Raw genomic sequence first — 22,116 nt, 5'->3', positions numbered from 1 at the left:
GTTCACCGTCGGTATGCCGACCGAACCCGAAACGGACTACGACCCGGAACTGGGTCGGAAGTTCATCTTCGTCACCGGTGGCGTGATGTCTGGCCTGGGGAAAGGCATCACCGCCGCCAGCACAGGTAGATTACTCAAAAACGCCGGGTTCGACGTTACAGCGGTCAAAATCGACCCGTATCTGAACGTCGACGCCGGTACGATGAACCCCTTCCAGCACGGCGAGGTGTACGTGCTCAAAGACGGCGGGGAGGTCGACCTCGACCTGGGGAACTACGAGCGCTTCCTCGACATCGACATGACCTTCGACCACAACGTCACCACGGGGAAGACCTACCAGCACGTCATCGAGAAGGAGCGGTCCGGCGACTACCTCGGTCGCACGGTCCAGATCATCCCGCATATTACCGACGACATCAAACGCCGCATCCGCGAGGCCGCCGAGGGCAACGACGTCTGTATCATCGAGGTCGGCGGCACCGTCGGCGACATCGAGGGGATGCCGTATCTCGAAGCGCTCCGGCAGTTCGCCCACGAGGAAGACGAGGACGATATTCTCTTTACCCACGTCACGCTCGTTCCCTACTCGAAAAACGGCGAGCAGAAGACCAAGCCGACCCAGCACTCCGTGAAGGAACTGCGCTCTATCGGGCTCCAGCCGGACATTCTGGTCGGCCGCTGTTCCGACAAACTCGACATCGACACGAAGGAGAAGATCGCGCTGTTCTGTGACGTGCCGACGGAAGCCGTCTTCTCGAATCCCGACGTCGACGACATCTACCACGTCCCGCTGATGGTCGAGGAGGAAGGCCTCGACCAGTACGTGATGGAGGAACTCGACATCGCGACCGAAGCCCTGCCCGAAGACGAGCGGGAGAACCGCTGGCGCGACCTCGTCACCCAGCAGACCGAGGGCGAGGTCGAGGTCGCCCTCGTCGGCAAGTACGACCTCGAAGACGCCTACATGTCCGTCCACGAGGCGCTGAAACACGCCGGCCTGGAGAAGAACGTCGACGTGAACGTCCAGTGGGTCAACTCCGAGAAGATGGGCGACCACCACGCCGACCGGATGCGTGAGGCCGACGCCATCGTCGTGCCGGGTGGCTTCGGTGCCCGGGGCACGGAGGGCAAAATCGAAGCCATCCAGTACGCCCGCGAGAACGACGTTCCCTTCCTCGGGCTGTGTCTCGGATTCCAGATGGCCGTCGTCGAGTACGCCCGCAACGTGCTGGACTTGGACGACGCCCATTCCGCGGAACTGGACGAGGACACCCCACACCCCGTCATCGACATCCTGCCCGAGCAGTACGAGATCGAGGACATGGGCGGGACGATGCGGCTGGGGGCCCACGAGACCGACATCGACGCGAACACCCTCGCTGCGACGCTGTACGGCGGCGAGTCCTGCACGGAGCGGCACCGCCACCGCTACGAGGTCAATCCCGAGTACATCGACGACCTCGAAGCCGCTGGGCTGAAGTTCTCTGGCTACGCCGAAAACCGTATGGAGATACTCGAACTCGCGCCCGAGGACCACCCGTACTTTATCGGGACGCAGTTCCATCCGGAGTTCCGCTCCCGACCGACGCGTGCCAGCCCGCCCTTCGTCGGCCTGCTTGAGGCCGTGCTCGGCGACGACCCACACAGCGTGACGACCGAGGAGGTGAGCCACTGATGGTGAACGTCGACGAGTTCATCGCCGACGCGAAAGCCGAAATCGCCGACGAGATCGGCGACAAGAACGCCGTCATCGCACTGTCGGGCGGCGTCGACTCCTCGACGGCCGCCGCCCTGGCCTACGAGGCCATCGGTGACCAGCTTACCCCCGTCTACGTCGACACTGGGCTGATGCGGAAAGGCGAGACCGACCAGATCCGCGAGACGTTCAGCTACATGGACTCGCTGCGGATCGTGGACGCGCAGGACCGCTTCCTCGACGCGCTCGGCGACGAGACCGACCCCGAGGAGAAGCGCCACATCATCGGCGAGCAGTTCATCCGGGAGTTCGAGACGGTCGCCAAAGACGTCGACGCTGATTACCTCGTTCAGGGGACCATCTACCCCGACCGTATCGAGAGCGAGGGGACCATCAAGTCCCACCACAACGTTGGCGGCCTCCCCGAGGTCGTCGACTTCGAGGGCATCGTCGAGCCGATGCGGGACCTCTACAAGGACGAGGTTCGTGAGGTGGCCCGCGCGCTCGACCTCGAAGAGATCATCTCCGAGCGGATGCCGTTCCCCGGCCCCGGCCTCGCCGTCCGCATCATCGGCGAAGTCACCGAGGAGAAACTGGAGGTAGCCCGCGAGGCCAACCACGTCGTCGAAGAGGAACTGGAGGAGTACGAACCGTGGCAGGCGCTCGCCGCTGTCATCGGCAAAGCGACGGGCGTCAAGGGCGACAACCGCGTCCACGGCTGGGTCGTCGCCGTCCGTTCCGTCGAGAGCCGGGACGGGATGACCGCCCGCGCACAGGAACTCGACTGGGACACGCTCCAGCGCATCCAGTCGCGTATCACCGGGGCGCACGAGAACGTCGCCCGCGTCGTCTACGACGTGACCCACAAACCGCCAGCGACTATCGAGTACGAATGAACGTCGTTCTCGTCGGCACGGACCCGAACGGGCTCACGGACGCGCTCGAAGCCGAAGGCCACACGGTGTCGGTCGCCGACGTTGGCAACCGTCCCGGGCTGGAGGAGGCCGGCATCCACGAGGCCGACGTGTACCTGCTGACCGAGATGTCGCAGGCGACCTCCATCGCCGTCGCCAAGGACCTCGCCCCCGACCTCCGGGTCGTCGTCTACGCGGCGGGCTCCCTGCCGGACTTCGCCAGCCGACAGACCGACCTCGTCGTCGACCCGGACCTGCTCGGCGTTGAGGCGGTCGCCGAGGAACTGTAGGCTCGCCCGGTCTTTTCGTGTCTATGGTGTCCGCCCAGCAGTACCAACAGCCGGTCCGGCCGCACCCTCTTGCTGTTGAAGGAGCATAATTTAACACATTCTTCGACGGATTTAATAGATAGATTAAGAGAGTAACTTCTGGATACACCTATGCTAGCGATTCAGGCCGTCACGGAACGACCGCTGTTGCTGCAAGCGAACGTCGCTGACCGAATCGTCGAATTCCTGACAACCCTCGTCGCCGACGGCGTATCGGCCGTCGGGACGATACTGATTGCGGCAGTCATCCTTGCCATCGGCTACGGGGTCGGCGAGTACCTCGACGGCGCGGTGTACGACTGGACGCTCGAACGCGGGCTCGACGACCGCGCCGAGGAAACGCCGGTGTCGGCCGTCACAGCGGAGTCGGACCCGGTCGCGTCCGCAGCAGGTCTGCTCGCCCGATATCTCGTCTATCTGGTCGCTGTTCTTGCGGCGGTCAGAACGCTGAACATCAGCGAGCTCCGGACGCTCGCCGCGACGCTGTTCGGGTACGTTCCGAACATCGTCGCCGCCGCAGTGTTCCTGGTCGTCGGGTTCGGTCTCGGCCGACTGCTGGGCACGCTCGTCCCCGGCCTCGTCTCCCGGCCCGGTCTCACGGAGAACTTCCCGGAAACGCACCTCGGACAACTGCTCGACGCTGACAGCGGCACCGTTGGCAGAGTGGCTGGTCTAGTCGTCGAGTACTACGTCTACGCGGCGGCCGTCTACGTTGCTGCGGCGACGCTCACTATCGCTCCCGTCGCGGCCCTGCTCCGTGATGGGCTGACCTACGCGCCGACCCTGGTCGGTGCCCTCGTCGTCCTCGTCCTGGGGGCACTGGTCGCCGACCACGTCGCCGACGTGGTCACGTCGGTCGATGCAGCCGAAGAGTGGGTCTCGAAGCCGCTCCTCTCGGGAACGCTGCAGGCGCTCGTCTACCTGTTTACCGCCGTTATCGCGCTCAACCTCGCGGGCGTCGACTCGCTGCTGCTCGCCGTGTTGTTGCTCGCGGTCGTGTTCCCCGTCGGGATCGGGTTCGCGCTGGCGGTCGGGCTGGGCGGCCAAGACTTCGTGGCCGGCCGGCTCAGTAGCGACTAGGCCAGCCGTTTCACAGCGTCGCTGCCAGCTTACTGAGTTTCGCGGAACCCCCTTCCTCGAAGGGGACGCCGTGGCCCGGCACGGCGGTCTCGAAGTCAGGTGCGCGCTCGGCGAAGTCTCTGATACTCCGAGCAACGGCGTCGGTATCGTAGCTCACCAGCCACGGCGAGGGCTCGAAGCGGCCGCTGTCCTCCCGGACGAGGTCACCCAGCAGTCCAAGCGAATGGTCTTCGCTGACGTAGCAGACGTGCCCCGGCGTGTGGCCAGGGGTATCGTAGACAGTGAAACTGCCGACGGTGTCGCCGTCGGCGAGGGGGACGACGTCGTTGTCCGGCGCGTCGAGGAACGGCGAGACGAGTCGCTGGAACGCCCCCTTGTGGGTGCCCAGCGGCGGAGCCTGCTCGCCGGTGACCAGCGGGGCGTCCCGCTCCCCGACGTAGATAGTCACGTCGATGCCGTCGAAGGCCGACAGCCCGCCGACGTGGTCGAAGTCGAAATGCGTCAGCAGAATTCGGTCCAGATCCCGGAGTTCGTAGCCGGCGTCGCTCAGGCCGGCGATGAGCGCGTTGCCGTGCCAGGGTAGCCCCGCGTCCACGAGCGTTAGCGCTCCGTCGTCGTCGACGAGCGTCGCGTTGACGCCCGTGAGATCGTACCACCAGATATCATCGGCGAGCGCCGTTACCATAGCCCGTTGTTCGGACGGCGGCATCAAAACCGTTGGTTCCGGCGCTATGCTGGTGAACCGGTCCGGGCTCAGTCGAGTGCGACCGGCGCGGCCTGTCGCACGTCGTCCTGAAGCCGGTCGGCGTGTTCCAGTCGAATCTCGCGAGCGTCGCGAGCCGTGACCGGTTCCGGCCTATCGAACGTCGGCGCGACCGGCTCGTACGCGTCCACGTCGAATCCCATCCGGTCGAGATACGACCGAACGCTGTCTGCGGAGACCCCGTCCCGGATAGCGTCGTTCGCGTACGCAAGGACAGCATCGAACTCGGGGAGCACGATTTCGTCGTCGGTAACGCGGCCCGTCTCACCCTCGATACGCACCTCGGTTCCCCTGAGGTGGTCCATGAGAGACGCCACGGCGTCGGCGAGTTGCAGGACCTGACTCGGGAGTGCAGCGTCGGGCGACCGCCACTCGACGGTGCCGAACTCGGCCCGGAGCTGGACCGGCGTCCAGATCGCACTTTCGGGCTCGAAGTTCGCTGCGACGGTCCGGCGGTCGACACCAGCGTCGACAGCCGCGGTCACGAACTCGTCGTAGCGCCGTTCGAGCCGGCGGTCCCACTCTGCAGTGTCGTCGAGATACGACCACAGCCAGCCCTGGTGTGGCACCGAGTTGTACGCCATCCAGCGGTACAGTTTCGAGCGTGCCCCGTCGGCCAGCCGCCGACCGCGGAAGTACGGTGATGACGAGACGAGCGCCAGCGCGGGATCGATGGCGATCAGCGCGTTCAACTGGTCGATCTCCCGCCCCGGCTGCTGTTCGACGTGGATGTGCGTGCCGGCGCAGTGGCGAACGTACTCGAAATCGTCTCCGACGACACAGTTTTGGATCCGGGTCCGGTCGCACGGAATCTCCTGAATCTCGTCAGCGTTGACTGGGGTCGAAAGCGGCACGAGCCGTTTCCCGAGGTCGTCGGCCCGCCGCAGCACGGCTCCGAGTCGGTCAAGGAGTTCTTCGCGCAGTTCTGTCGCTGTCTCGCACGGCGTCGTCTTGACCTCCAGCATGGGCTCGACGAACTCCCGCTCCGCCCCCGGGCTTGCGTCGACGAGCGCGCCCGGTTCGACCAGCCGGCCCGCGTCGTCGATGACCCAGTACTCCACTTCGATGCTCCGTCGTATCGGTTCGGATTCGTGTACTGACACAGTGGCCTCGCTGTGGATTCAGCGGTGTGTTCCCGCGCCGGAATTTATTGGTAACACACCACACGAAAACTGCGTCCAGATGGCTTATGATAGTTGTGCGATTCGTAATATTTGCGGTGGACAAGCCCACAATCCATGTTATAGATGCTGTAAAATCTCGCGTCCGTTCCATAGAATCCGATATCAATCCATATACGGAACTTTAAGTCGATATCGGACGGCGCTGCTCCCGCTCAGAACGGCAACTGCGACCGGACGAATTGCACGCCAGTCTTCACCTTCGACGGGTCCCGGATCCGCTCCATCTCCGCGTCGGTGAGTTCGAAATCGAAGACCGCCATGTTCGCTTCGAGGTGTTCACGGCTGGACGCTTTCGGAATCGCGGCCACGCCCTCCTGCTGGACCAGCCACCGAAGCGCGACCTGCGCCGGAGATTTTCCGTACTTGTTGCCGATCTGGACGAGTGCGGGATCGTCGAGGACGCCGCCGCGAGCGAGGGGGCTGTAGGCGGTCAGGAGCACGTCGTGGATGCGACAGTAGTCCAGCAGTTTCCGCTGGTCCCAGTAGGGGTGGTACTGCACCTGGTCGGTGAAAATCGGAGCCGATGAGATGTCCCGCGCCTTGTCCAGCAGCGACGGCGAGAAGTTGCTGACGCCGATATGGCGGACCAGCCCCTCCTCGACGAGGTCGTTCATCGCCCCGAGCGTCTCCGACAGGGATGCCATCCACGGCGTGTTCGGCCAGTGGATGAGCAGGAGGTCGAGGTAGTCCGTTCCCAGTTTGTTCAGGCTCTCCCGCGTCGACCGTCGGACGCTCCGCTCGTCGCGATTGGAGCCGTCGAGCTTCGTCGTCAGAAACACGTCCTCGCGGTCGACCGCGGCGGCGTCCATCCCCAGTCCGACCTGCCGCTCGTTGCCGTACGCCTGCGCGGTGTCGATGTGGCGATAGCCCATATCCAGAGCCGTTTCGACGGTTTCACGGCAGGACTGGCCGGTGAGCTGCCACGTCCCGAGGCCGAGTGCGGGGACCGACGTACCCTGGACCTGAATGTCGTCCATGCAGGGTGTTGGAGGGGGCCGGTGAAAAGTCGTGGCTCCGACGCGCCGCTGTCCCAAGCCGGCCAGCGCTACTGCGTCGTCGTCACTTTTCGAGAATGGTCCCGCCCGAACCGACTGCGATATCCGTGCCGCCGCGGACGACGGCCGTCAGGTTCTCGCCGGCGGGCGTCTCCTCCTGGGTCCAGTCGCCACCGCCGAGGGCGTACACCTTGCTGCCGCCACCGACGGTGTAGCCGGCGCTGTCGTCGTCAGTGACCTCGATATCTCGAAGGCCGGCGTCGCCCGTGTCGGTCGGCGTCCATTCGGAGCCGTTCCAGTGGAAAATCATCCCACCGCCGCCGGACACCCACACGTCGTCCGGACCGTCGGAGTCGACGCCGTAGAAGTTGACGTTGGCGTCGGCGAGGCCGACCTTGTTCCACGTCGAGCCGTCGTCGGTGGCGAAGACGCTCTTGTTCCCGTCGACGATGTGGCCCGAGCGCACGCCGTGGAAGTCGACGGCGTTGATCGCCGACCCGGAGCCGGGCGTGGTGTAGTCCCACGTCTCGCTCGCGCCGTTCTCGAAGCTGTAGTACATCTTGCCGGAGTCGCCGGCGACGTAGACGTTCGCCTCGCCGGCCGTGCCGGTCACGGACACGTCGTTGAAGTTGTTGGTCACGTCCATCGGGGCGCTGTGGTCGGTGAGCACGCCCGACTCGACGTCGTATTCGCCGATAGCGCCCGAGGCACCGACGAACCAGAGGGCCTTGCCGTCGTCGGTTACGTCGGCCCCGTAGAGGCTGTTCCCGTTGCCGGTCGGGCCACCGCCGACGACCTTCTGCCAGCCCCTGCTGGTCCGTTCGAGGACGATACCGCCACCCGCCACCGCGTACGCGCCGGTGGCCGTGTATTCGACGTCGTGGAGGGTGTTCCCGGTCGGGGACTCGACGGACTCCCAGGGACCGGCCGCCGCAACCGTCCCGGAGATGGCCGCCCCACCCAGTGCAGCTGCAGCTGTCGCGCCGATACCCGTGAGCACGCCGCGTCGTGTCGCGTTGCGATCGGACATGACATCCGACCCTGTGGACTGTCTCCACTTCAATGGGGGCCGCGGTTAACGACGTTTCACCGCGATTGAAACGTTTAAACGGCAGATATTCGGGAGAACAGCCGGTTGGGATTGGGGAAAATCGGCGACCCGAGACGAATCGGCAAATATCACGTTAAGCCGGCTAAACGGACACAAGACTGATACCGCGAGTCCGCCGAGTCGGCTCAGGACAGTTCAGCGACGAGGGCCGGGGCTTCCGCCGCGATGATCTCGTCGATAGCGACACGGGCCGCCGCTGGGTCCGCGGGCAGGCAGAACACCGGCGTCTCTCCAGCGATCCCGGCAGTCGCACGGACGGCGATGACACCGGTTCCCTGCTGTTCGAAGAGGAGGCTCCGGTACACTTCCTCGAACCCCGGCAGGGCCTTTTCGAACAGTGGGTGGACTGCTTCGAGCGTCTGCGCCGACGGGGCGACGCCGAGGCCCCCCGCGGTGACGACGATCTCCACGTCGTCGCGCCCGACTAGTCTGTCGACGGCACCCTGAATGCCGTCGTAGTCCCCTCGCAGGCGCTCGCGGGCGGTGACCGTCTGTCTGGTCGCTTCGAGTGCTGTCTCTACCGCCTCGCCTGTCGGGTCGCTCTCCTCTGTTGCCGTTCCGACCGTGACGACGGCGGCGGCCACCTGCCGCTCCTGGGCCGCGTCGTCCTGGGATACTGTCTGCGCTGGTGGTTCATCCGCTGTCGGCGGCGTCTCAGCCTGCGATGTGTTTTCCGCTGGGTCGCCTGCCTGTGTCTCAGAAAGGGGGTCTTCGTGGGGTCCCTCGTCGGGTCGCTCGGTCGCCCCGCCGGTCCCTTCAGCGTCCTGTGTTTCGGCCGCTGGATGGCTGCTTTGCTCTACCGCCTCGTCGATTCGTTCTACGACGGCGCTGTCGGCTTCAGGCTCCGACGTGGAACCGTCACCGTCCTCCGTTTTGTCGTCCACCGCCGAAGTCTCTGTTCCGTCACCCCCACTTGCTGCTGTGTCGTCGCTTCCCGGCGCTGTGTCCGCTGCATCGGTTGGCTCTGAAGTGGTGGCCTCGGAGTCAGTATCGACCGCCGCGGATTCCTCGTCGTCCCCCGTCTCGCCCTCGTCTGTCTCGTCGTCTTCCCCGTCAGTCGGACCCCGGCGTGTGTCACGGGACTGGAAATCCACCATACTACTCCATCGGTCGCGGTGGATAAATACCCTGACGACCGTTTGCGGGACTGTAATGTATATAATATCTGAAAACGATAGGCTTAAAATATAGCAATATGAAACAAAATGTATGGCTGGGAGCTACCACGTCGTCTGCCATGAGTGTGCGTTCGAGGGACTGTACGAAGACTCGTCGGTTGCGGAGGGCCAGCGGGACGCACACGCTTCATCCAGCGGCCATCGGATGAGCCTGCGTGACATCTCGAGCCAGGAAGCACCTGGTCTGTCGCAGTAGCGGGACCGTTAGCGTTTTGCGCTCGCTTGCCTGATGCCGAGACATGCAGCCACGTTGTTTCGTCGGTATTCCTGGGGGTGGTCCCATCGTAACGCACCGTTCGAGCGGACGCGACGGGGTGTGTGCCGATGGCTGACGACGAGTCCGGCTACGTCCACCGTCCCGACACGGAGCCACAGTCCGCAGACGCCCCATCTGCGGACAGTGAGACGGGTATGGAAGCCACCGACGGTCCCGAGTTCGGGACGAGCGGCTGGATTCTGGTCGGGATGATCGGCGTGGCGTTCCTGCTCGTCCCCGGCGCAATCTTGCTCTTGCCGTCCGCACAGGGCGTTATCAGCAGTTTCGGGCTCACGCTCCGGGACGCATATCTCACACTCCCGCTCGTTCCGGCGTTCGTACTTGGTGCCCTCGCCGTGTGGTCCGCGGTTCGTTCGCAGTCGTAGTGACCGAGAATAGTTATATCAGGGACGCCATTACTACGCTACTGAATGGTCCTGTCGCCGCTTACTGTCGTTTTATTGTCGGGTGTCGTCGGTATGGGCGTCGCCTTTCTGGTGTGGCTCCACCGGGACCGGCCGGGAGCGGGACCGCTGGCAGTGTTCGTCGTTGCGGCGAGCCTCTGGGCCGTGACGTACGGTATCGAGCTCGCTGTGCCGGGGCTGTCTACCATGGAGCGACTCGTCCAGGTACAGTTGACGCTCTCAGTAATCATCCCTGTCGCGTGGCTCGTGACGATTATCGAGTACACGGGACACCCACACTGGCTCACGCAACGCCGAACAGCGCTGTTGCTCGTCGAACCCGCGGTGTTCGTCACACTTGTCTGGTCGAATCACGCTCACAGACTCATCTGGGCCGGTCATGGGACACAATCCGTCTCCGCATCGTCGGTAGCGCTCGCTCCCGCGTACGAAGTCCTGTACTGGGGGCACATGTCCTACATACTACTGTTGATCCTCGCCGGCGGTGTCCTCCTGTTGCGGATGCTGTTCCGGTCGAACCAGGTGTTTCAGGGCCAGGGGATCGCACTGTTGCTCGCCATCGCCGTCCCGACGGTCGTCCAGTCGCTGTTCGTGCTCGGTGCGCTACCGACTCCGTTCAACCCGACGAGTCTCGGGTACGTCGCCTCGGGGGCGGTCCTCTCAGTCGCCATCCTCCGCGGGCAACTGCTCGACGTGGCACCGGTGACCCGGGAACTGGGCCGGGAAGCGATCTTCACCGAAATGGACGATATGGTTATCATCGTCGACGACGAGCGCCGCATCGTCGATATCAACGCGACAGCCACGGTGCTGTTCGACGGCGACCAGAACACGCAGCTGGGCCGTTCGCTACCGCATACAGTACCGGCACTCGCCGAGACGGTCCCCGGCCCCGGTGAGCGAACGCAGACCGAGACGACCCTCGAACACGAGGGCAGCGTCCGGTACTACGACGTGCGCGTGATACCGCTGTACCGCGCGTACGGCGTTGTCTCGGGCCACCTCATCAGCCTCCGAGATATCACGGAGCAGCGACAACGGGAACAGCGACTGGACGTACTCAACCGCTTGCTCCGTCACGATATCCGGAACGAGATGAACGTCGTCAAAGGGAACGCGGACCTGCTCCGGGACACGGCCGACGCCGACGAACGCGAGCGACTCGACCGTATTATCAGCACAGTCGACGACATCGTCGACCGCAGTAACAAGATCGGCCGAGTCACCGAGGCCCTGGAGACCGAACAGCACAGCCCGACAGCGCTTCAGACGCTGCTGGAATCGGTCGTGAGCGATGCTCGGGATCGCCGCCCCGACGTGGCGATCACGCTCACCTGCGAGGATGATCTCTGGATACAGGGCGGTCCGTCGATCCTCATCGCACTAGAGGAACTGGTCGAGAACGCCGTCGAACATCAGGCGACCGATGGGGGTCCTGTCGAAGTCGAGATTACGGCGACGCGGACCGACGGAACGCCGGGCGTCCGTGTGGCCGTTCACGACAACGGTCCCGGTATCACTGACCACGAGCGCGAGGTCATCCGCTCGGGAACCGAAACGCCGCTCAAACACGGCTCCGGCGTCGGGCTCTGGCTCGTCAACTGGATCGTCCGAAACCTCGGCGGCCGGATGTCGTTCCCCGATACGGCCGAGCCGGGAACGACTGTGGAACTGCAACTGCCGGCGGCTGAGCCCGCCCACGCGACAGACGAGCCAGCGACGGCCCGAAGCGAGAACGCTGACTGATCGCGGCTGTCTACCACTCGATTTCGGCCCTATCGCGCCAGAACCGCCCGCTCGGTGCCTCTGGTCGGAAGCGAGCGAGCCACACCGGCGTCTCGGCCCCCTCCTCGGGCGTCCGTGGAGCGCTCCCCTCGGTCATGTCCGTCTGGACGTAGCCCGGACAGACCGAGTTGGCGATGAGGCCGTCGGCCGCGTACTCGCCGTCGAGGTACTTCGTCAGCCCGTTGACGCCGGTCTTCGAGATGCGGTAGGCCGGCGTGCCGCCCGACTGGCTCTCGGTGATGGCCCCCAGCCCGGAGGACATGCTGATGACGCGGCCGCCACCGTCAGCCAGCAACAGCGGGAGCGCGTACTTCGTCATGAGGACCGCCCCCCGGAGGTTCGTCTCGAGGGTGTGGTCGATTACGTCGGTCGGCATCTCGTCCAGCGGTTCCCGTGAGTCCATCACGCCGGCGTTGTTGACCAGCACGTCGAGCCGTCCCTGCTCACGCTCGATGCGGTCGACCGCGGCGACCATCCCGTCGTCGTCGGTCACGTCGAGTTCGATGGCATGGCGGTCCGTAGCCGCGATGTCGCCGGTATCGCGAGCGCCGGCGTACACTGTCGCGTCGAGGTCGACCAGTCCGTCGGTGATTGCCTTCCCGATGCCCCGCGTGGCTCCGGTGACGAGTACGACCTGGCCGTCGAGAGAGTCGTACAGCGGAACGTCCATACCCGGGGTTGGGTGGCCGGGCCGAAAAGGAAACGGGTCGGGGCGGCGTCACTGCGATGCCTGCCGCCCGCGCTGATGCTGACCGTCGGCGTTACCGTTCCTCGTCCCGGCGCATCGCGATCTCGAACCAGGGACAGAGGCGGAGCTGGCGGTAGTACTCGGGGTGTTCACGCAGTCGCTCGTAGGGAACCCACATGAGGCCGTCGACCTCCTCGGGGTTCGGTTCCAGCGAGGTGTCGTGGAGTGTGGCCTGCAGGACCGCACAGACTTCCCATTCGAGGCCAGCGTTCTCGTAGTAGCGCTTGTACTCGAACCGGTCGGTCACGCGGAGGTTCTGGTACTGCGAGGGGTCGATGCCCAGTTCCTCTTCGAGTCGCTCCTCGGTGGCTTCGACCTGTGTCTGGCCCTCGACTGGGTGGGAGGCGACGGTGCCGTCCCAGTGGGTGTCCCAGAGGCGTTTGTTCGCCGCGCGCTGGGCGAGCAGAATCCGGTCGTTCTCGTCGAACAGCAGGGCAGTGAACGCGCGGTGGCGAACCCCCTCGCCGGTGTGGGCGTCGAGCCGATTGACCAGCCCCTCCTCGTTGTCGTCGGCGTCCACCGCGATGACCTCCTGTCGGGCGTTTTCGTGCGTCTCGTCGACCGCGTCGGAACTCATATGTCGTACCTCTCACAGAGGCGCGTATTACGCGCTTCGACTTCCCCTCACCGCGCGGGGAGGTCCGAGACGAACTGTTTCAGGATCTGCTCCTCCGCGCGGTGGAGGGTTTCACTGCAGGTCGACTTCGCGATACCGACGCGGTCCGCCAGTTCCGTTAGCGAGCACTCCCGCGGCGTGTCGTAATAGCCCGCGTCGATGGCCTCCTGTACCAGTTCCAGTTGGCTCTCGGTGAGCACCTGCTCGGTTTCGAGGTGTTGCTGGATGCGGTCGACGCTGAAGGAGATACCGAACTCCTCCAGTTGCTCGCCGAGTTCGGAGAGTCGCTCCTGTGGCGCTGATATCTCCCAGACGGCCTCGCCGTTGGACAGGGTGAACGGCATCTCAAGCGGGACGCCCGAGCCCTGGACTGGGAAGAGCAGGAGCGGCATCGACGTCTCGAACTGAATCAGCGCGCTGTCGTCCCGGTGTGAAAGTATCTCAAGGGTCGTGACCGACTCCCGGTTCTCGATATCACGGAGAACCGCTGGGAGGTCGTCTGATGTGATCTCCGCTAGCCCGACACCGGAGTCCTCGCCGGGGAGCGCAGACAGGATGCGAAACGTCGCGTCGTCGTACGCTCGCGAGATGTCGCCGATCCAGATCTCATCCGGAATCGTGAGCGTGAGTTCAGCGTGTGGCATTGGTGTATCCGAATATATTCGCCCGACCCCCGCGTCCGTAATCCCGAACATGTTCGTACAGTTGCGATAGGAATAAGAAACTTGGGGAGTGGTGTCACACACTATCAACACGAGATCAGGTCGCGCAAAACCAGAACGCCGAACATCTCCGGGTATGGCGAACGCTTATTCCGCCGGCCGCTGGCCGTCTGGTATGGAGCGCGTCTCGCTGACTCGGACGGTCCCAGCCGACCCAGAGACAGTCACCGACCTGATAACTGACGTGGAGCCGTTTATGCTTGCGGCAGGGTTCGACGAGGTGACACTCGACGGGGACAACCTCGGCATCACGAATCGCGTCGGACTCTTCGAAATCGAACTGGACCTCGAAATCGTCGAAACTGACGCAGTGTTGCGGTACGAGCAGCGGCAGGGAATCTTCGAGTCGATGATGACAGAATACACGGTCGAGGCCGTCGACGGCGGGACCGAAGTCACGGCGACGACGGAGTACAGCGCGCTCGACCTCCCGGTGCTCGGCGAGATGATCGATTCGACCGTTATCTCGCGACAGCGCAAGAAGGAACTGAACAAGCAGTTCGACTGGCTGGTCGAACAGGTCTCGTAGTACTACGTGTGATAAAGCCGCTCAGACGAATTATTCTCTGCAATCCGTTGTGTATAACAACCCGAACATCTTCGGGAGAGGACCGAGGGATACCCACGGATTACCAGTACATATGAGCCATTCCCACGAGGACGTGCCTCCGGTTACAACCGAGGTTCACGACAACTCTTGGTCGGCGAACCTGGAGACGCCCGCACACGCCGAAGACCCCGACGTGGTCGTCGAACAGGCCATCGACGCCGTCGAGATGACGACGGCTGGGAACCACGTCAATCTGGTGAGCCACGCCGACCACGGCCATCCGGAAACCTACCTGTTCGACGCGCTGGCGGAGGCGTTCGGCGAGACCATCTCAGTGGAGTACGTCCAGCAGTGTGGCTGTGGGGGCCATGTCACCCGCGTCCACCGGGAGGCATAGATGCGCGGGAAACTCGATCTCGACCAGCAGCCGCTCGTGCTGATCTGGGAGGTGACCCAGGCCTGCGAACTGGCGTGCAAGCACTGCCGTGCTGATGCCCAGCCACGCCGTCACCCCGACGAGCTATCGACGGCGGAGGGGAAGGCGCTGCTGGACCAGGCCCGCGACTTCGGCGACGGCCAGCTGGTCGTCCTCTCGGGCGGGGACCCGCTCGCCCGCGAGGACCTCCCGGAACTCGTCGACTACGGCACCGAGCAGGGCCTCCGGATGACGCTGACGCCCAGCGGGACGAACTCGATCACGCAGGACCGACTGGCCGAACTCGACGACGCCGGACTCCGGCGGCTGGCCCTGTCCATCGACGGCGGCGACAGCGAATCACACGATACCTTCCGGGGCGAATCCGGGAGCTTCGAGGCGACGATGGCGGCGGCCGAGGCGGCCCGTGACCTCGATATCCCGCTGCAGATAAACACCACCGTCTGCGCGGAGACGGTCGAACAGCTACCGGTGATCCGGGACCTCGTCGCGGACCTCGATGCGGTGCTGTGGTCGGTGTTCTTCCTCGTTCCGGTCGGCCGCGGGCGGGTGCTGACGCCGATTGATCCCGAGCGAGCGGAGCGCGTGCTGTCGTGGCTCCACGAGGTCAGCGAGGAGGCATCGTTCGGCCTCAAGACGACCGAAGCGCCCCATTACCGGCGCGTCGCGATCCAGAACCAGGACGAGGGCGCGGGCGGGCTCAAACGCCGGATGGGTATACGCGCCGGCAAAGGGTTCGCCTTCGTGAGCCACACCGGCGAGGTGTTCCCCTCCGGGTTCCTGCCGAAATCGGCAGGTAGCGTTCGGGAGGAGAGCGTCGTGGACATCTACCGGGAGTCGTCGCTGTTCCGGCAACTCAGGGACGACGACGCGTTGACGGGCAAATGCGGGGCCTGTCGATACCGGACGGTCTGTGGCGGCAGTCGGTCGCGAGCGTACGCGACGACGGGGGACCCGCTGGCGGCGGACCCCCTCTGTGACTATCAGCCGGATGGGTTCGAGGGGTCGGTTCCCGACCAGCACCCGGCAGATTGAGGGGGTTTTTCACTCCGTGGGAACGCGCCTCGCCCGTTTTGTAATGTGGTGTCACAGTAACTCATATGAGCGACTCCGGCATTAGAGTGGAGCTGTCGGTCGACACCCCTGGGGCCTGTCCGGTGGCGAGCGTCTCGGACGAGGCGGGTGCGGCCGTGACCGACGTCGCCCGAAGCAGCCCAGATGCAGACGGGCAAGTCATCGAAGAGTTCACCGCGACGGGCACTGACGAAGGGGCAATCGAGGCCCGGGAGGACATGGACAAAGTGTTCGCGACGGGCAACGGCTCCCGCTACCAGTTCTCCCGGTCGCGAACTGAGTGCGTCTGCGAGGCGGTCGAAACATACGACTGTCCGGTCGCTGATATCCGTGCCGAGGGCGGACAGCTCCACCTGACCTTCCACGCTCCCGATGTCGACCGGGTGCGCGCTATCGTGACACGGCTGAAGGAACTGTACGACGGCGTCTCGCTCCGGTCGATGCGTCGGAACGGCGACGTTGACCCGGTGGACTCGATCCTCGTCGACCGAAGTAAACTCACCGACCGGCAACAGGAGGTACTCGAAACCGCCGTCGAGATGGGCTACTTCGAGTATCCGAAAGGGGCCAACGCCGGTGACGTGGCGTCGGAACTGGACATCTCCGTCTCGACGTTCGCGGAACACCTCGCCGCCGCCCAGACGAAGCTGCTCGACAGCATCATCGCGGAGTAGGCCCACAGCGCGTCGCTACTACTGCCATCGGCGAGCGAACGCCGCTAACAGGAGATACGTATAGAGAAGTGCACCGAGAGCTCCAGCCGCTGTGCCGACCGATATTATCCAGCCGAACCGACCGATAAGACCGAGTAGCTGAACGCCGAGCCCACCACCGAGCAGTCCAATCGTCACCAGCGCCGTCCGGTCGTTCGCGTAGGGCCAGACGCCGACCGCCGGCGGGTAGAACTGGAACGCCGCCCCGACCACGGTGAGTCCGAGAAAGCCCGCCAGCATCGCCCGATAGTGTGCGCTCACCAGCGCCGGGCTCCGCCCGGTTACGGCGAGAGTCAGCCCGAGCCCGATACCGACGACACCGGCCACAACTGCCACCAGCACCGCGTAGAACCCGACGCGGCGGCGCTCCGACCGCAGGAAGAGAACGATATACGACAGCGCAAAGCCCACGACCGCGGTCGCCTCCACGACGCCACCGATGAGGAGGAGTCTACGGTCGAACAGACCGAAGCCCAGCAGCGCGGGACCGACAGCGCCGGCAACGATGACAACCGTAACGACCGGTCGCGGCGCTTCAGCGACCAGAAACCGGGGAAACAGACGGAAGCCGACACCGAAGACGAACAACGCTGCCGTCCCCGCAGCGAGCAAGTGCGACAGTTGCTGGGGGAGCGTCGATCCGAAGCCGACAGCGGTCGTGAGCGTGCCACCTGCGGCAAGTGCGAGGTAGCCGAGCGCTATTGGGACGGCGACGTTGGCGGTTCTGTCGACCGGCTTCCGATGGGCGTTCGGACCGCCGGTCCCCGTCGCCGCGCCGGTGACGTTGCCGCGAATCGTCCACCCCAGCGTGCTGAGAAAGACAGCGACGCCGCCTGCCCAGAGCATGGTTCCGACGGGCTGGAGCCACGGTGGACCGAGCGGCGCGAGCGCTAGCCCTGTTGTGCCGAGGACCGACAGCGGGAACTGCACGGCCGGCCCCCGATCCCACGCGAGGTCCCGGTCGAAGTACGACGGTACGAGCGCGTAGGCCTTCCCGAACAGGACGTGCAGGACGAACCCGTAGAGGCCGAGCGTGACGACGACGCGGCGGGGCGCGGCGACCGCCATTGCGGCGTGGAAGCCGACGAAAAACAGCGCGCTGGCGGTGACGAACCACCGCGAGACGCGCTCGGGACGCATCTCACTCCGGTCGGATCGTGACGTGCCACTCCTCGTCGGCGACCTGTTCCGTGTCGTACTGGTATCCTTTTCTCGTGAGGACGTCGTACAGCGGCACCGGCTCGAAACTGTTCACCAACCGGAGCGCCTCGCTCTCGCCCACGGAGTCGAGGGCGTTCATGATCTGTTCGAACGGTTCTCCGTCGACGTCCCGAACGTCGAGTTCCTGTACCGACTCCTGGTGATCTGTGCTCATACGTCCGACGACGGTCCCCGCCAGTCAGGCTATTGTCCCGAACGTGTTCGACTCCATGGCGGGACAGTACCCCGTGGTACGAGCCCGAACGGATCGCCAATACCACTGTGGTGCTCCCGGTATCGCGCTACCGCAGCGTGGTGTAGCTCAGTCCGGCAATCGCGACGAACTGCAGCGAGCGCAGGACCAGCACGGCCTGCTGGACGTGTGGGTCGCCGGCGTAGAAGCTCTGCATCGAGAAGAAGAAGTAGACGGCGATGGCGTTCTCGGCGAGCATCGCGACGGCGAAAGCGATGAGGCCGGCGACGAGCCCCGTCCGGAACGTCGCGTAGTTACGGACCCAGACGCCAAGCAGCGGGAGCAACAGCAGGACGTTGAGCCCCGCGAGCGCCGCCGCGGCGGTGATGAGCGGTCCCATCGCCATCAGCGACACCTCTCTATATCTGTCCCCGTCATTCGTCCATCTTCTCCACGATCTCTTCGAAGGTGTCGCGGTAGTTGTCGAACCGATCCGTTAGGAAGTAGAGTTTGGCGTACTCCTCGTCGCCGGATTCGACCACGTCGTGGTCCTCTAGCTGTTCCATGTGGTGCCTGACCGTCTTGTAGCCCACGTCGAGTTCGTCGGCGAGTTCGTTGGCGTTCATCGGTCGGTCCGAGAGAGCGTCGATGATGCGCGCCCGGTTGGCGCCGCCGCGCGTCGCCGTCAGCAGATACCAGAGCGCTTTCTCCATCCCACTGTCCTCCCGGGAACTGTGTCTGCCCGTCCTATAGTCCTGTCTCTCCCCGTCGAACAGCGCGCTGGACTCGGATGCATGTGCCACGATGGGATACGAGGGTCAAGACAGGCGGCAAATAAAGCGTTTCTTCGCACTCTCTTCCGAGACTGTTCCAATTTCGGGATAACTGTCCGGCGCGGTTCCGGCTTCCCCGTGAGCGCTCAGCGAACCGCCGCCGTCGCGTCGGCCATGATGTCGATGGCCTCCTTTAGCGTCGCCATGTCCGTCGCGTAGGAGATTCGGGCGTAGCCCGCGCCGTGCTCGCCGAAGGCGTCGCCGGGGACGACGACGACCCCGCGGTCGATGACCTCGTCCACCCAGCCCTCGGGGACCTTCGGCATCGCGTAGAACGCGCCCTTGGGCGTCGGACAGTCGAGCCCCATCTCGTCGAGGCCGTCCAGCAGCACGTCCCGGCGCTCCTGGAAAGCCTCGCGCATCTCCGACACCTGGTCCTGTGGGCCGGACAGTGCCGCTTCGGCGGCGTACTGGGCCGGGGCCGACGCACAGGCCTGGGCGTACTGGTGGACCCGCAGCATCCGCTCGATACGGTCGGTCGCGCCGGTGACCCAGCCCAGCCGCCAGCCGGTCATCGAGTACGCCTTCGAGCAGGCGTTGACGACGACGACGTTGCCCGTGTCGGTGAACTCCGCCGGCGAGCGGTGCTCGCCCTCGAACACCTGGTGTTCGTACACCTCGTCGGAGATACACAGCACGTCGTGCTCGTCGGCGATGCGGGCGAATTCCCGCATATCCTCGGGGGACTGGACCGCTCCGGTTGGATTCGCGGGCGAGTTCACGACGAACGCCGCCGTGTTGTCGGTGATGGCCTCCTCGACCGTTTCGGGGGCCATCGTGAGGTCCTCACGCAGCGGGACCGGCCGCGGCGTCCCGCCCGCGAGGTGGGTCAGCGCGTCGTAGGAGACGAACCCCGGGTCCGGGAAGATGACCTCCTGACCCTCATCGACGTGGGCTTCCAGTGCGATGTGCAGCGCCTCGCTCCCGCCCGACGTGGCGATGATGTCTCCGGGGTCGACATCGAGGTCGTTGTCCCGTTTGTGCTTGGCGGCGATTGCTTCCCGGAGTTCCTCGGTTCCCTTGTTCGACGTGTAGGCGTCGACTTCCCCTGCCTGAATGGCCTCGACAGCCGCCTGGCGGGCGTGCTCCGGCGTCGGGAAGTCCGGCTGGCCGAGGCCGAGGTTGATGGCGTCCTCGCCCGCCGCCTCGAACACTTCGCGGATGCCAGAGATCGATACCTGCTCTACCCGTCGGGAGAATCCAGTCATATTCTGTTTGGGGGCGGCCGGCCCGATAATTCTTCCTTGTGCTTCGGTAGCATTAGCGGCGTCCGTCTGTTCTGTTGCTATTGCCGACCGGTATAAACTACTATAACGTTTATAACTATTCCTTTATATATCAGAAAGCAAAATAAACACGTATTTATAAAGTAGCATATATAATTTTGTTTATTAGACACCGGGTTGCATGAGGAATTATATATTAATTTTATAACCCACCCATATTTATTGGGAGTCGGATGTCCCGACATACCCTGCCGAAACCGTCCAGAAGATCAGTTATCAAGGCACTCGGCTCCGCTGTAACCGTCGCAGCTTTTGGTGGAGAAGTCAGCGCATCACAGGAAGCTGACACAGAAGAATATCTGATTGGTGTATCAAATGATAGGAATGCTTCAGATGTTCATGACAAAATAAAAGAACGGTCTGACCTCGAACAGCTCGATATCATCGACGTGAACGAGTCACTTTCGTATCTTCGCTCAGCAGTCCCGCAGAAATTCAAGGGCGAAATCCTTCCGACAGTCGAAGGAATTGACGGGGTCAAATATACGGAATTCAACCACGTTCGCGAGCCGATCGCCACGGTTCCGAACGATCCGAAGTTCGACAGCCAGTACGCGCCACAGCTGGTCAATGCCCCGAAATCATGGGACATTACGTTCGGAAGCGAAGACGTCACCATCGCCGTCATAGACACCGGTACAGATTACACCCATCCCGACCTCGACGGGCAGTTCGGGAGCCAGAAAGGACGTGACTTCGTCGACAACGACGACGATCCCGCCCCACAATCCGCTCAGCACGGGACACACGTCTCCGGTATCGCTGCCGGCGAAACGAACGACGAAACCGGTATTGCGGGCGTCAGTAACTCTCGGCTCCTGAGTTGCCGTGCACTCGGCCCGAACGGGGGCCGAACCGCCGATATCGCTAACGCCGTCCAGTGGGCGACTGAGCAGGGGGCGGACATTATCAATATGTCTCTCGGTGGCGGCGGCTACAACCAGACAATGAAAAACGCGGTCTCAAACGCGTGGGATCAGGGTGTTCTCCTCATCTGTGCAGCCGGGAATCATAAGGACAGTGATCCACCAAGCCAGCAGGACGTGTCGTACCCAGCGGCCTACGAAGAATGCGTCGCCGTTGGTGCCGTCGATAGCAACAAGAGTCCGACCGAGTTCTCGAACTACGGCGAGAAGGTCGACATTGCGGCACCGGGCAATGACATACTCTCATCCGTTCCGGGGGGAGACTACGCGCAGTTCCCCGGGACGTCGATGGCGAGTCCTGCTGTCGCCGGCGTCGCTGCGCTCGGGCTCGACAGACATGATTGGTCCGTCAGCCAGGCCCGACAGAACCTTCTCGACACCGCCCAGCCACTGGATGCAGACGGCCAGTTCGTCGGTTTCGGCCTCGCGGATGCATACAACTTCGTAACCGCCGGTGGCGGAACCGAAAACGAACCGCCGATCGTGACACTCAAGGACGATTCGCGAACTGTTTCCGTCAACGAGGAGGTTATATTCAACGCCAGCGGTTCCCGTGACCCTGATGGTTCGATAACGAACTATCGCTGGGAGTTCGGCGACGGATCTGACCCCGTCGAGGGAGCGGACGCAACAGAGGTCAGCCACACGTACGCCAATACTGGCGAATACACCGTTACTGTCACTGCGACTGACAACGACGGTGCCGAGGCAACCACGTCAGTCAGCGTCTCCGTCACCGATGAATCGAAAGACCGTCTCACCGAAGAGTTGTCCGGGTCACTCGATGGGATGCTTGACTACGACAAGCAGACGTACTCCCTCAAGACGGAGTCGCCCATGCAGCTGATCCTCAGCCTCGATGGCCCATCTGACGCCGACTTCGACCTCTATGTCTCCTTCGACGGTCGCACACCCACCCCGAACGACTACGACCGCGCGTCCTATACGCAGGACAGTAGCGAACAGATAATCATCGACGACTTCTCACAGGTCAGCGAGATCGGCATACTCGTGTATGTCTACAGCGGAAGCGGAGACTACACGCTTACACTGGAGGAAATCGGAAAAACAGGCTCGTAATTTAATTGCCGTTCTCTCGTTTC

25 protein-coding genes are annotated in these 22,116 nt (G+C 63.8%); 12 read left to right on the top strand and 13 right to left on the bottom strand.

Annotated features, from left to right (window positions below):
* Positions 1 to 13 precede the first annotated feature (13 nt).
* From VI234_RS09710 to VI234_RS09695, 4 genes are all read left to right on the top strand, one after another.
* Positions 14 to 1,675, top strand: a complete 1,662-nt coding sequence (locus tag VI234_RS09710; RefSeq protein WP_336329861.1) for a CTP synthase — start codon at positions 14 to 16, stop codon at positions 1,673 to 1,675.
* Positions 1,675 to 2,592 (top strand): glutamine-hydrolyzing GMP synthase, encoded by a 918-nt coding sequence (guaA, locus tag VI234_RS09705; RefSeq protein WP_008310611.1) that lies wholly within the window; start codon positions 1,675 to 1,677, stop codon positions 2,590 to 2,592. The genes VI234_RS09710 and guaA overlap by 1 nt, the downstream gene beginning before the upstream one ends.
* Positions 2,589 to 2,900 (top strand): DUF7126 family protein, encoded by a 312-nt coding sequence (locus VI234_RS09700; RefSeq protein ID WP_336329860.1) that lies wholly within the window; start codon positions 2,589 to 2,591, stop codon positions 2,898 to 2,900. Before guaA ends, VI234_RS09700 begins: the two co-directional genes overlap by 4 nt.
* 150 nt (positions 2,901 to 3,050) lie before the next feature.
* Entirely contained in the window at positions 3,051 to 4,019 is a 969-nt protein-coding gene (locus VI234_RS09695; protein WP_336329859.1) for a mechanosensitive ion channel family protein, read from the top strand.
* 10 nt (positions 4,020 to 4,029) lie between these two features.
* Here VI234_RS09695 and VI234_RS09690 read toward each other — a convergent pair whose 3' ends face one another.
* From VI234_RS09690 to VI234_RS09670, 5 genes are all read right to left on the bottom strand, one after another.
* Entirely contained in the window at positions 4,030 to 4,704 is a 675-nt protein-coding gene (locus VI234_RS09690) for an MBL fold metallo-hydrolase (protein ID WP_336329858.1), read from the bottom strand.
* Positions 4,705 to 4,772: 68 nt separating this feature from the next.
* On the bottom strand, positions 4,773 to 5,885 hold the full coding sequence (locus VI234_RS09685; protein WP_336329857.1) for a glutamate-cysteine ligase family protein: 1,113 nt from the start codon (positions 5,883 to 5,885) through the stop codon (positions 4,773 to 4,775).
* A 233-nt stretch (positions 5,886 to 6,118) separates the two neighbouring features.
* A complete protein-coding gene (locus VI234_RS09680; RefSeq protein ID WP_336329856.1) occupies positions 6,119 to 6,943 on the bottom strand; it encodes an aldo/keto reductase in 825 nt (274 codons plus the stop codon).
* A gap of 82 nt (positions 6,944 to 7,025) precedes the next feature.
* Positions 7,026 to 7,991: a WD40/YVTN/BNR-like repeat-containing protein gene (locus tag VI234_RS09675; protein WP_336329855.1), complete on the bottom strand. Its 966-nt coding sequence runs from the start codon at positions 7,989 to 7,991 to the stop codon at positions 7,026 to 7,028.
* 206 nt (positions 7,992 to 8,197) lie between these two features.
* The gene (locus tag VI234_RS09670; protein ID WP_336329854.1) at positions 8,198 to 9,169 is read right to left on the bottom strand and encodes a molybdopterin-binding protein; all 972 of its coding nucleotides are present in this window, start codon (positions 9,167 to 9,169) and stop codon (positions 8,198 to 8,200) included.
* Positions 9,170 to 9,281: 112 nt separating this feature from the next.
* Between VI234_RS09670 and VI234_RS09665 the strand changes: the two genes are divergently transcribed.
* The 3 genes from VI234_RS09665 to VI234_RS09655 all read left to right on the top strand — a co-directional run bounded on the left by VI234_RS09665 (position 9,282) and on the right by VI234_RS09655 (position 11,677).
* Positions 9,282 to 9,446 (top strand): hypothetical protein, encoded by a 165-nt coding sequence (locus VI234_RS09665; RefSeq protein ID WP_023843142.1) that lies wholly within the window; start codon positions 9,282 to 9,284, stop codon positions 9,444 to 9,446.
* Positions 9,447 to 9,574: 128 nt separating this feature from the next.
* On the top strand, positions 9,575 to 9,892 hold the full coding sequence (locus tag VI234_RS09660) for a hypothetical protein (protein WP_336329853.1): 318 nt from the start codon (positions 9,575 to 9,577) through the stop codon (positions 9,890 to 9,892).
* A gap of 45 nt (positions 9,893 to 9,937) precedes the next feature.
* Entirely contained in the window at positions 9,938 to 11,677 is a 1,740-nt protein-coding gene (locus tag VI234_RS09655; protein WP_336329852.1) for a histidine kinase N-terminal 7TM domain-containing protein, read from the top strand.
* A 10-nt stretch (positions 11,678 to 11,687) separates the two neighbouring features.
* Here the strand turns inward: VI234_RS09655 and VI234_RS09650 are convergent, their stop codons facing one another.
* The 3 genes from VI234_RS09650 to VI234_RS09640 form a co-directional block, all read right to left on the bottom strand.
* Positions 11,688 to 12,386, bottom strand: a complete 699-nt coding sequence (locus VI234_RS09650) for an SDR family NAD(P)-dependent oxidoreductase (protein WP_336329851.1) — start codon at positions 12,384 to 12,386, stop codon at positions 11,688 to 11,690.
* Between the two features lie 91 nt (positions 12,387 to 12,477).
* Positions 12,478 to 13,041, bottom strand: coding sequence for an NUDIX hydrolase (locus VI234_RS09645; protein ID WP_008310591.1), 564 nt, complete (start codon positions 13,039 to 13,041; stop codon positions 12,478 to 12,480).
* Positions 13,042 to 13,088: 47 nt separating this feature from the next.
* A complete protein-coding gene (locus tag VI234_RS09640) occupies positions 13,089 to 13,724 on the bottom strand; it encodes a helix-turn-helix domain-containing protein (protein ID WP_008310589.1) in 636 nt (211 codons plus the stop codon).
* Between the two features lie 193 nt (positions 13,725 to 13,917).
* Between VI234_RS09640 and VI234_RS09635 the strand changes: the two genes are divergently transcribed.
* From VI234_RS09635 to VI234_RS09620, 4 genes are all read left to right on the top strand, one after another.
* Positions 13,918 to 14,331 (top strand): SRPBCC family protein, encoded by a 414-nt coding sequence (locus tag VI234_RS09635; protein ID WP_008310587.1) that lies wholly within the window; start codon positions 13,918 to 13,920, stop codon positions 14,329 to 14,331.
* Positions 14,332 to 14,443: 112 nt separating this feature from the next.
* Positions 14,444 to 14,749 carry a CGCGG family putative rSAM-modified RiPP protein gene (locus tag VI234_RS09630; RefSeq protein ID WP_008310586.1) on the top strand — a complete coding sequence of 102 codons (306 nt, stop codon included), beginning with the start codon at positions 14,444 to 14,446 and terminating at the stop codon, positions 14,747 to 14,749.
* Positions 14,750 to 15,823, top strand: coding sequence for a radical SAM protein (locus VI234_RS09625; protein ID WP_336329850.1), 1,074 nt, complete (start codon positions 14,750 to 14,752; stop codon positions 15,821 to 15,823). It begins immediately after the preceding gene.
* Positions 15,824 to 15,888: 65 nt separating this feature from the next.
* A complete protein-coding gene (locus VI234_RS09620; RefSeq protein ID WP_008310582.1) occupies positions 15,889 to 16,536 on the top strand; it encodes a helix-turn-helix domain-containing protein in 648 nt (215 codons plus the stop codon).
* 18 nt (positions 16,537 to 16,554) lie between these two features.
* On the opposite strand, the gene VI234_RS09615 is transcribed toward VI234_RS09620, so the two are convergent.
* From VI234_RS09615 to VI234_RS09595, 5 genes are all read right to left on the bottom strand, one after another.
* Positions 16,555 to 17,715 (bottom strand): hypothetical protein, encoded by a 1,161-nt coding sequence (locus VI234_RS09615; protein ID WP_336329849.1) that lies wholly within the window; start codon positions 17,713 to 17,715, stop codon positions 16,555 to 16,557.
* 1 nt (position 17,716) lies between these two features.
* Entirely contained in the window at positions 17,717 to 17,950 is a 234-nt protein-coding gene (locus VI234_RS09610) for a DUF2249 domain-containing protein (RefSeq protein ID WP_008310578.1), read from the bottom strand.
* Between the two features lie 127 nt (positions 17,951 to 18,077).
* On the bottom strand, positions 18,078 to 18,374 hold the full coding sequence (locus VI234_RS09605; RefSeq protein WP_008310576.1) for a hypothetical protein: 297 nt from the start codon (positions 18,372 to 18,374) through the stop codon (positions 18,078 to 18,080).
* Between the two features lie 28 nt (positions 18,375 to 18,402).
* On the bottom strand, positions 18,403 to 18,681 hold the full coding sequence (locus tag VI234_RS09600; RefSeq protein WP_008310575.1) for an ArsR/SmtB family transcription factor: 279 nt from the start codon (positions 18,679 to 18,681) through the stop codon (positions 18,403 to 18,405).
* 206 nt (positions 18,682 to 18,887) lie between these two features.
* Positions 18,888 to 20,009, bottom strand: a complete 1,122-nt coding sequence (locus VI234_RS09595) for a pyridoxal phosphate-dependent aminotransferase (protein ID WP_008310574.1) — start codon at positions 20,007 to 20,009, stop codon at positions 18,888 to 18,890.
* A 467-nt stretch (positions 20,010 to 20,476) separates the two neighbouring features.
* Between VI234_RS09595 and VI234_RS09590 the strand changes: the two genes are divergently transcribed.
* Positions 20,477 to 22,093, top strand: coding sequence for a S8 family serine peptidase (locus tag VI234_RS09590; protein WP_336329848.1), 1,617 nt, complete (start codon positions 20,477 to 20,479; stop codon positions 22,091 to 22,093).
* Positions 22,094 to 22,116: the final 23 nt, after the last annotated feature.

It is taken from the genome of Haloarcula sp. CGMCC 1.2071 (genome assembly GCF_037078445.1).
GTDB classification, from domain to species: domain Archaea; phylum Halobacteriota; class Halobacteria; order Halobacteriales; family Haloarculaceae; genus Haloarcula; species Haloarcula amylolytica.
The sequence above is the reverse complement of the archived record's forward strand: the minus strand, read 5'-3'. Positions and strand labels throughout refer to the sequence as shown.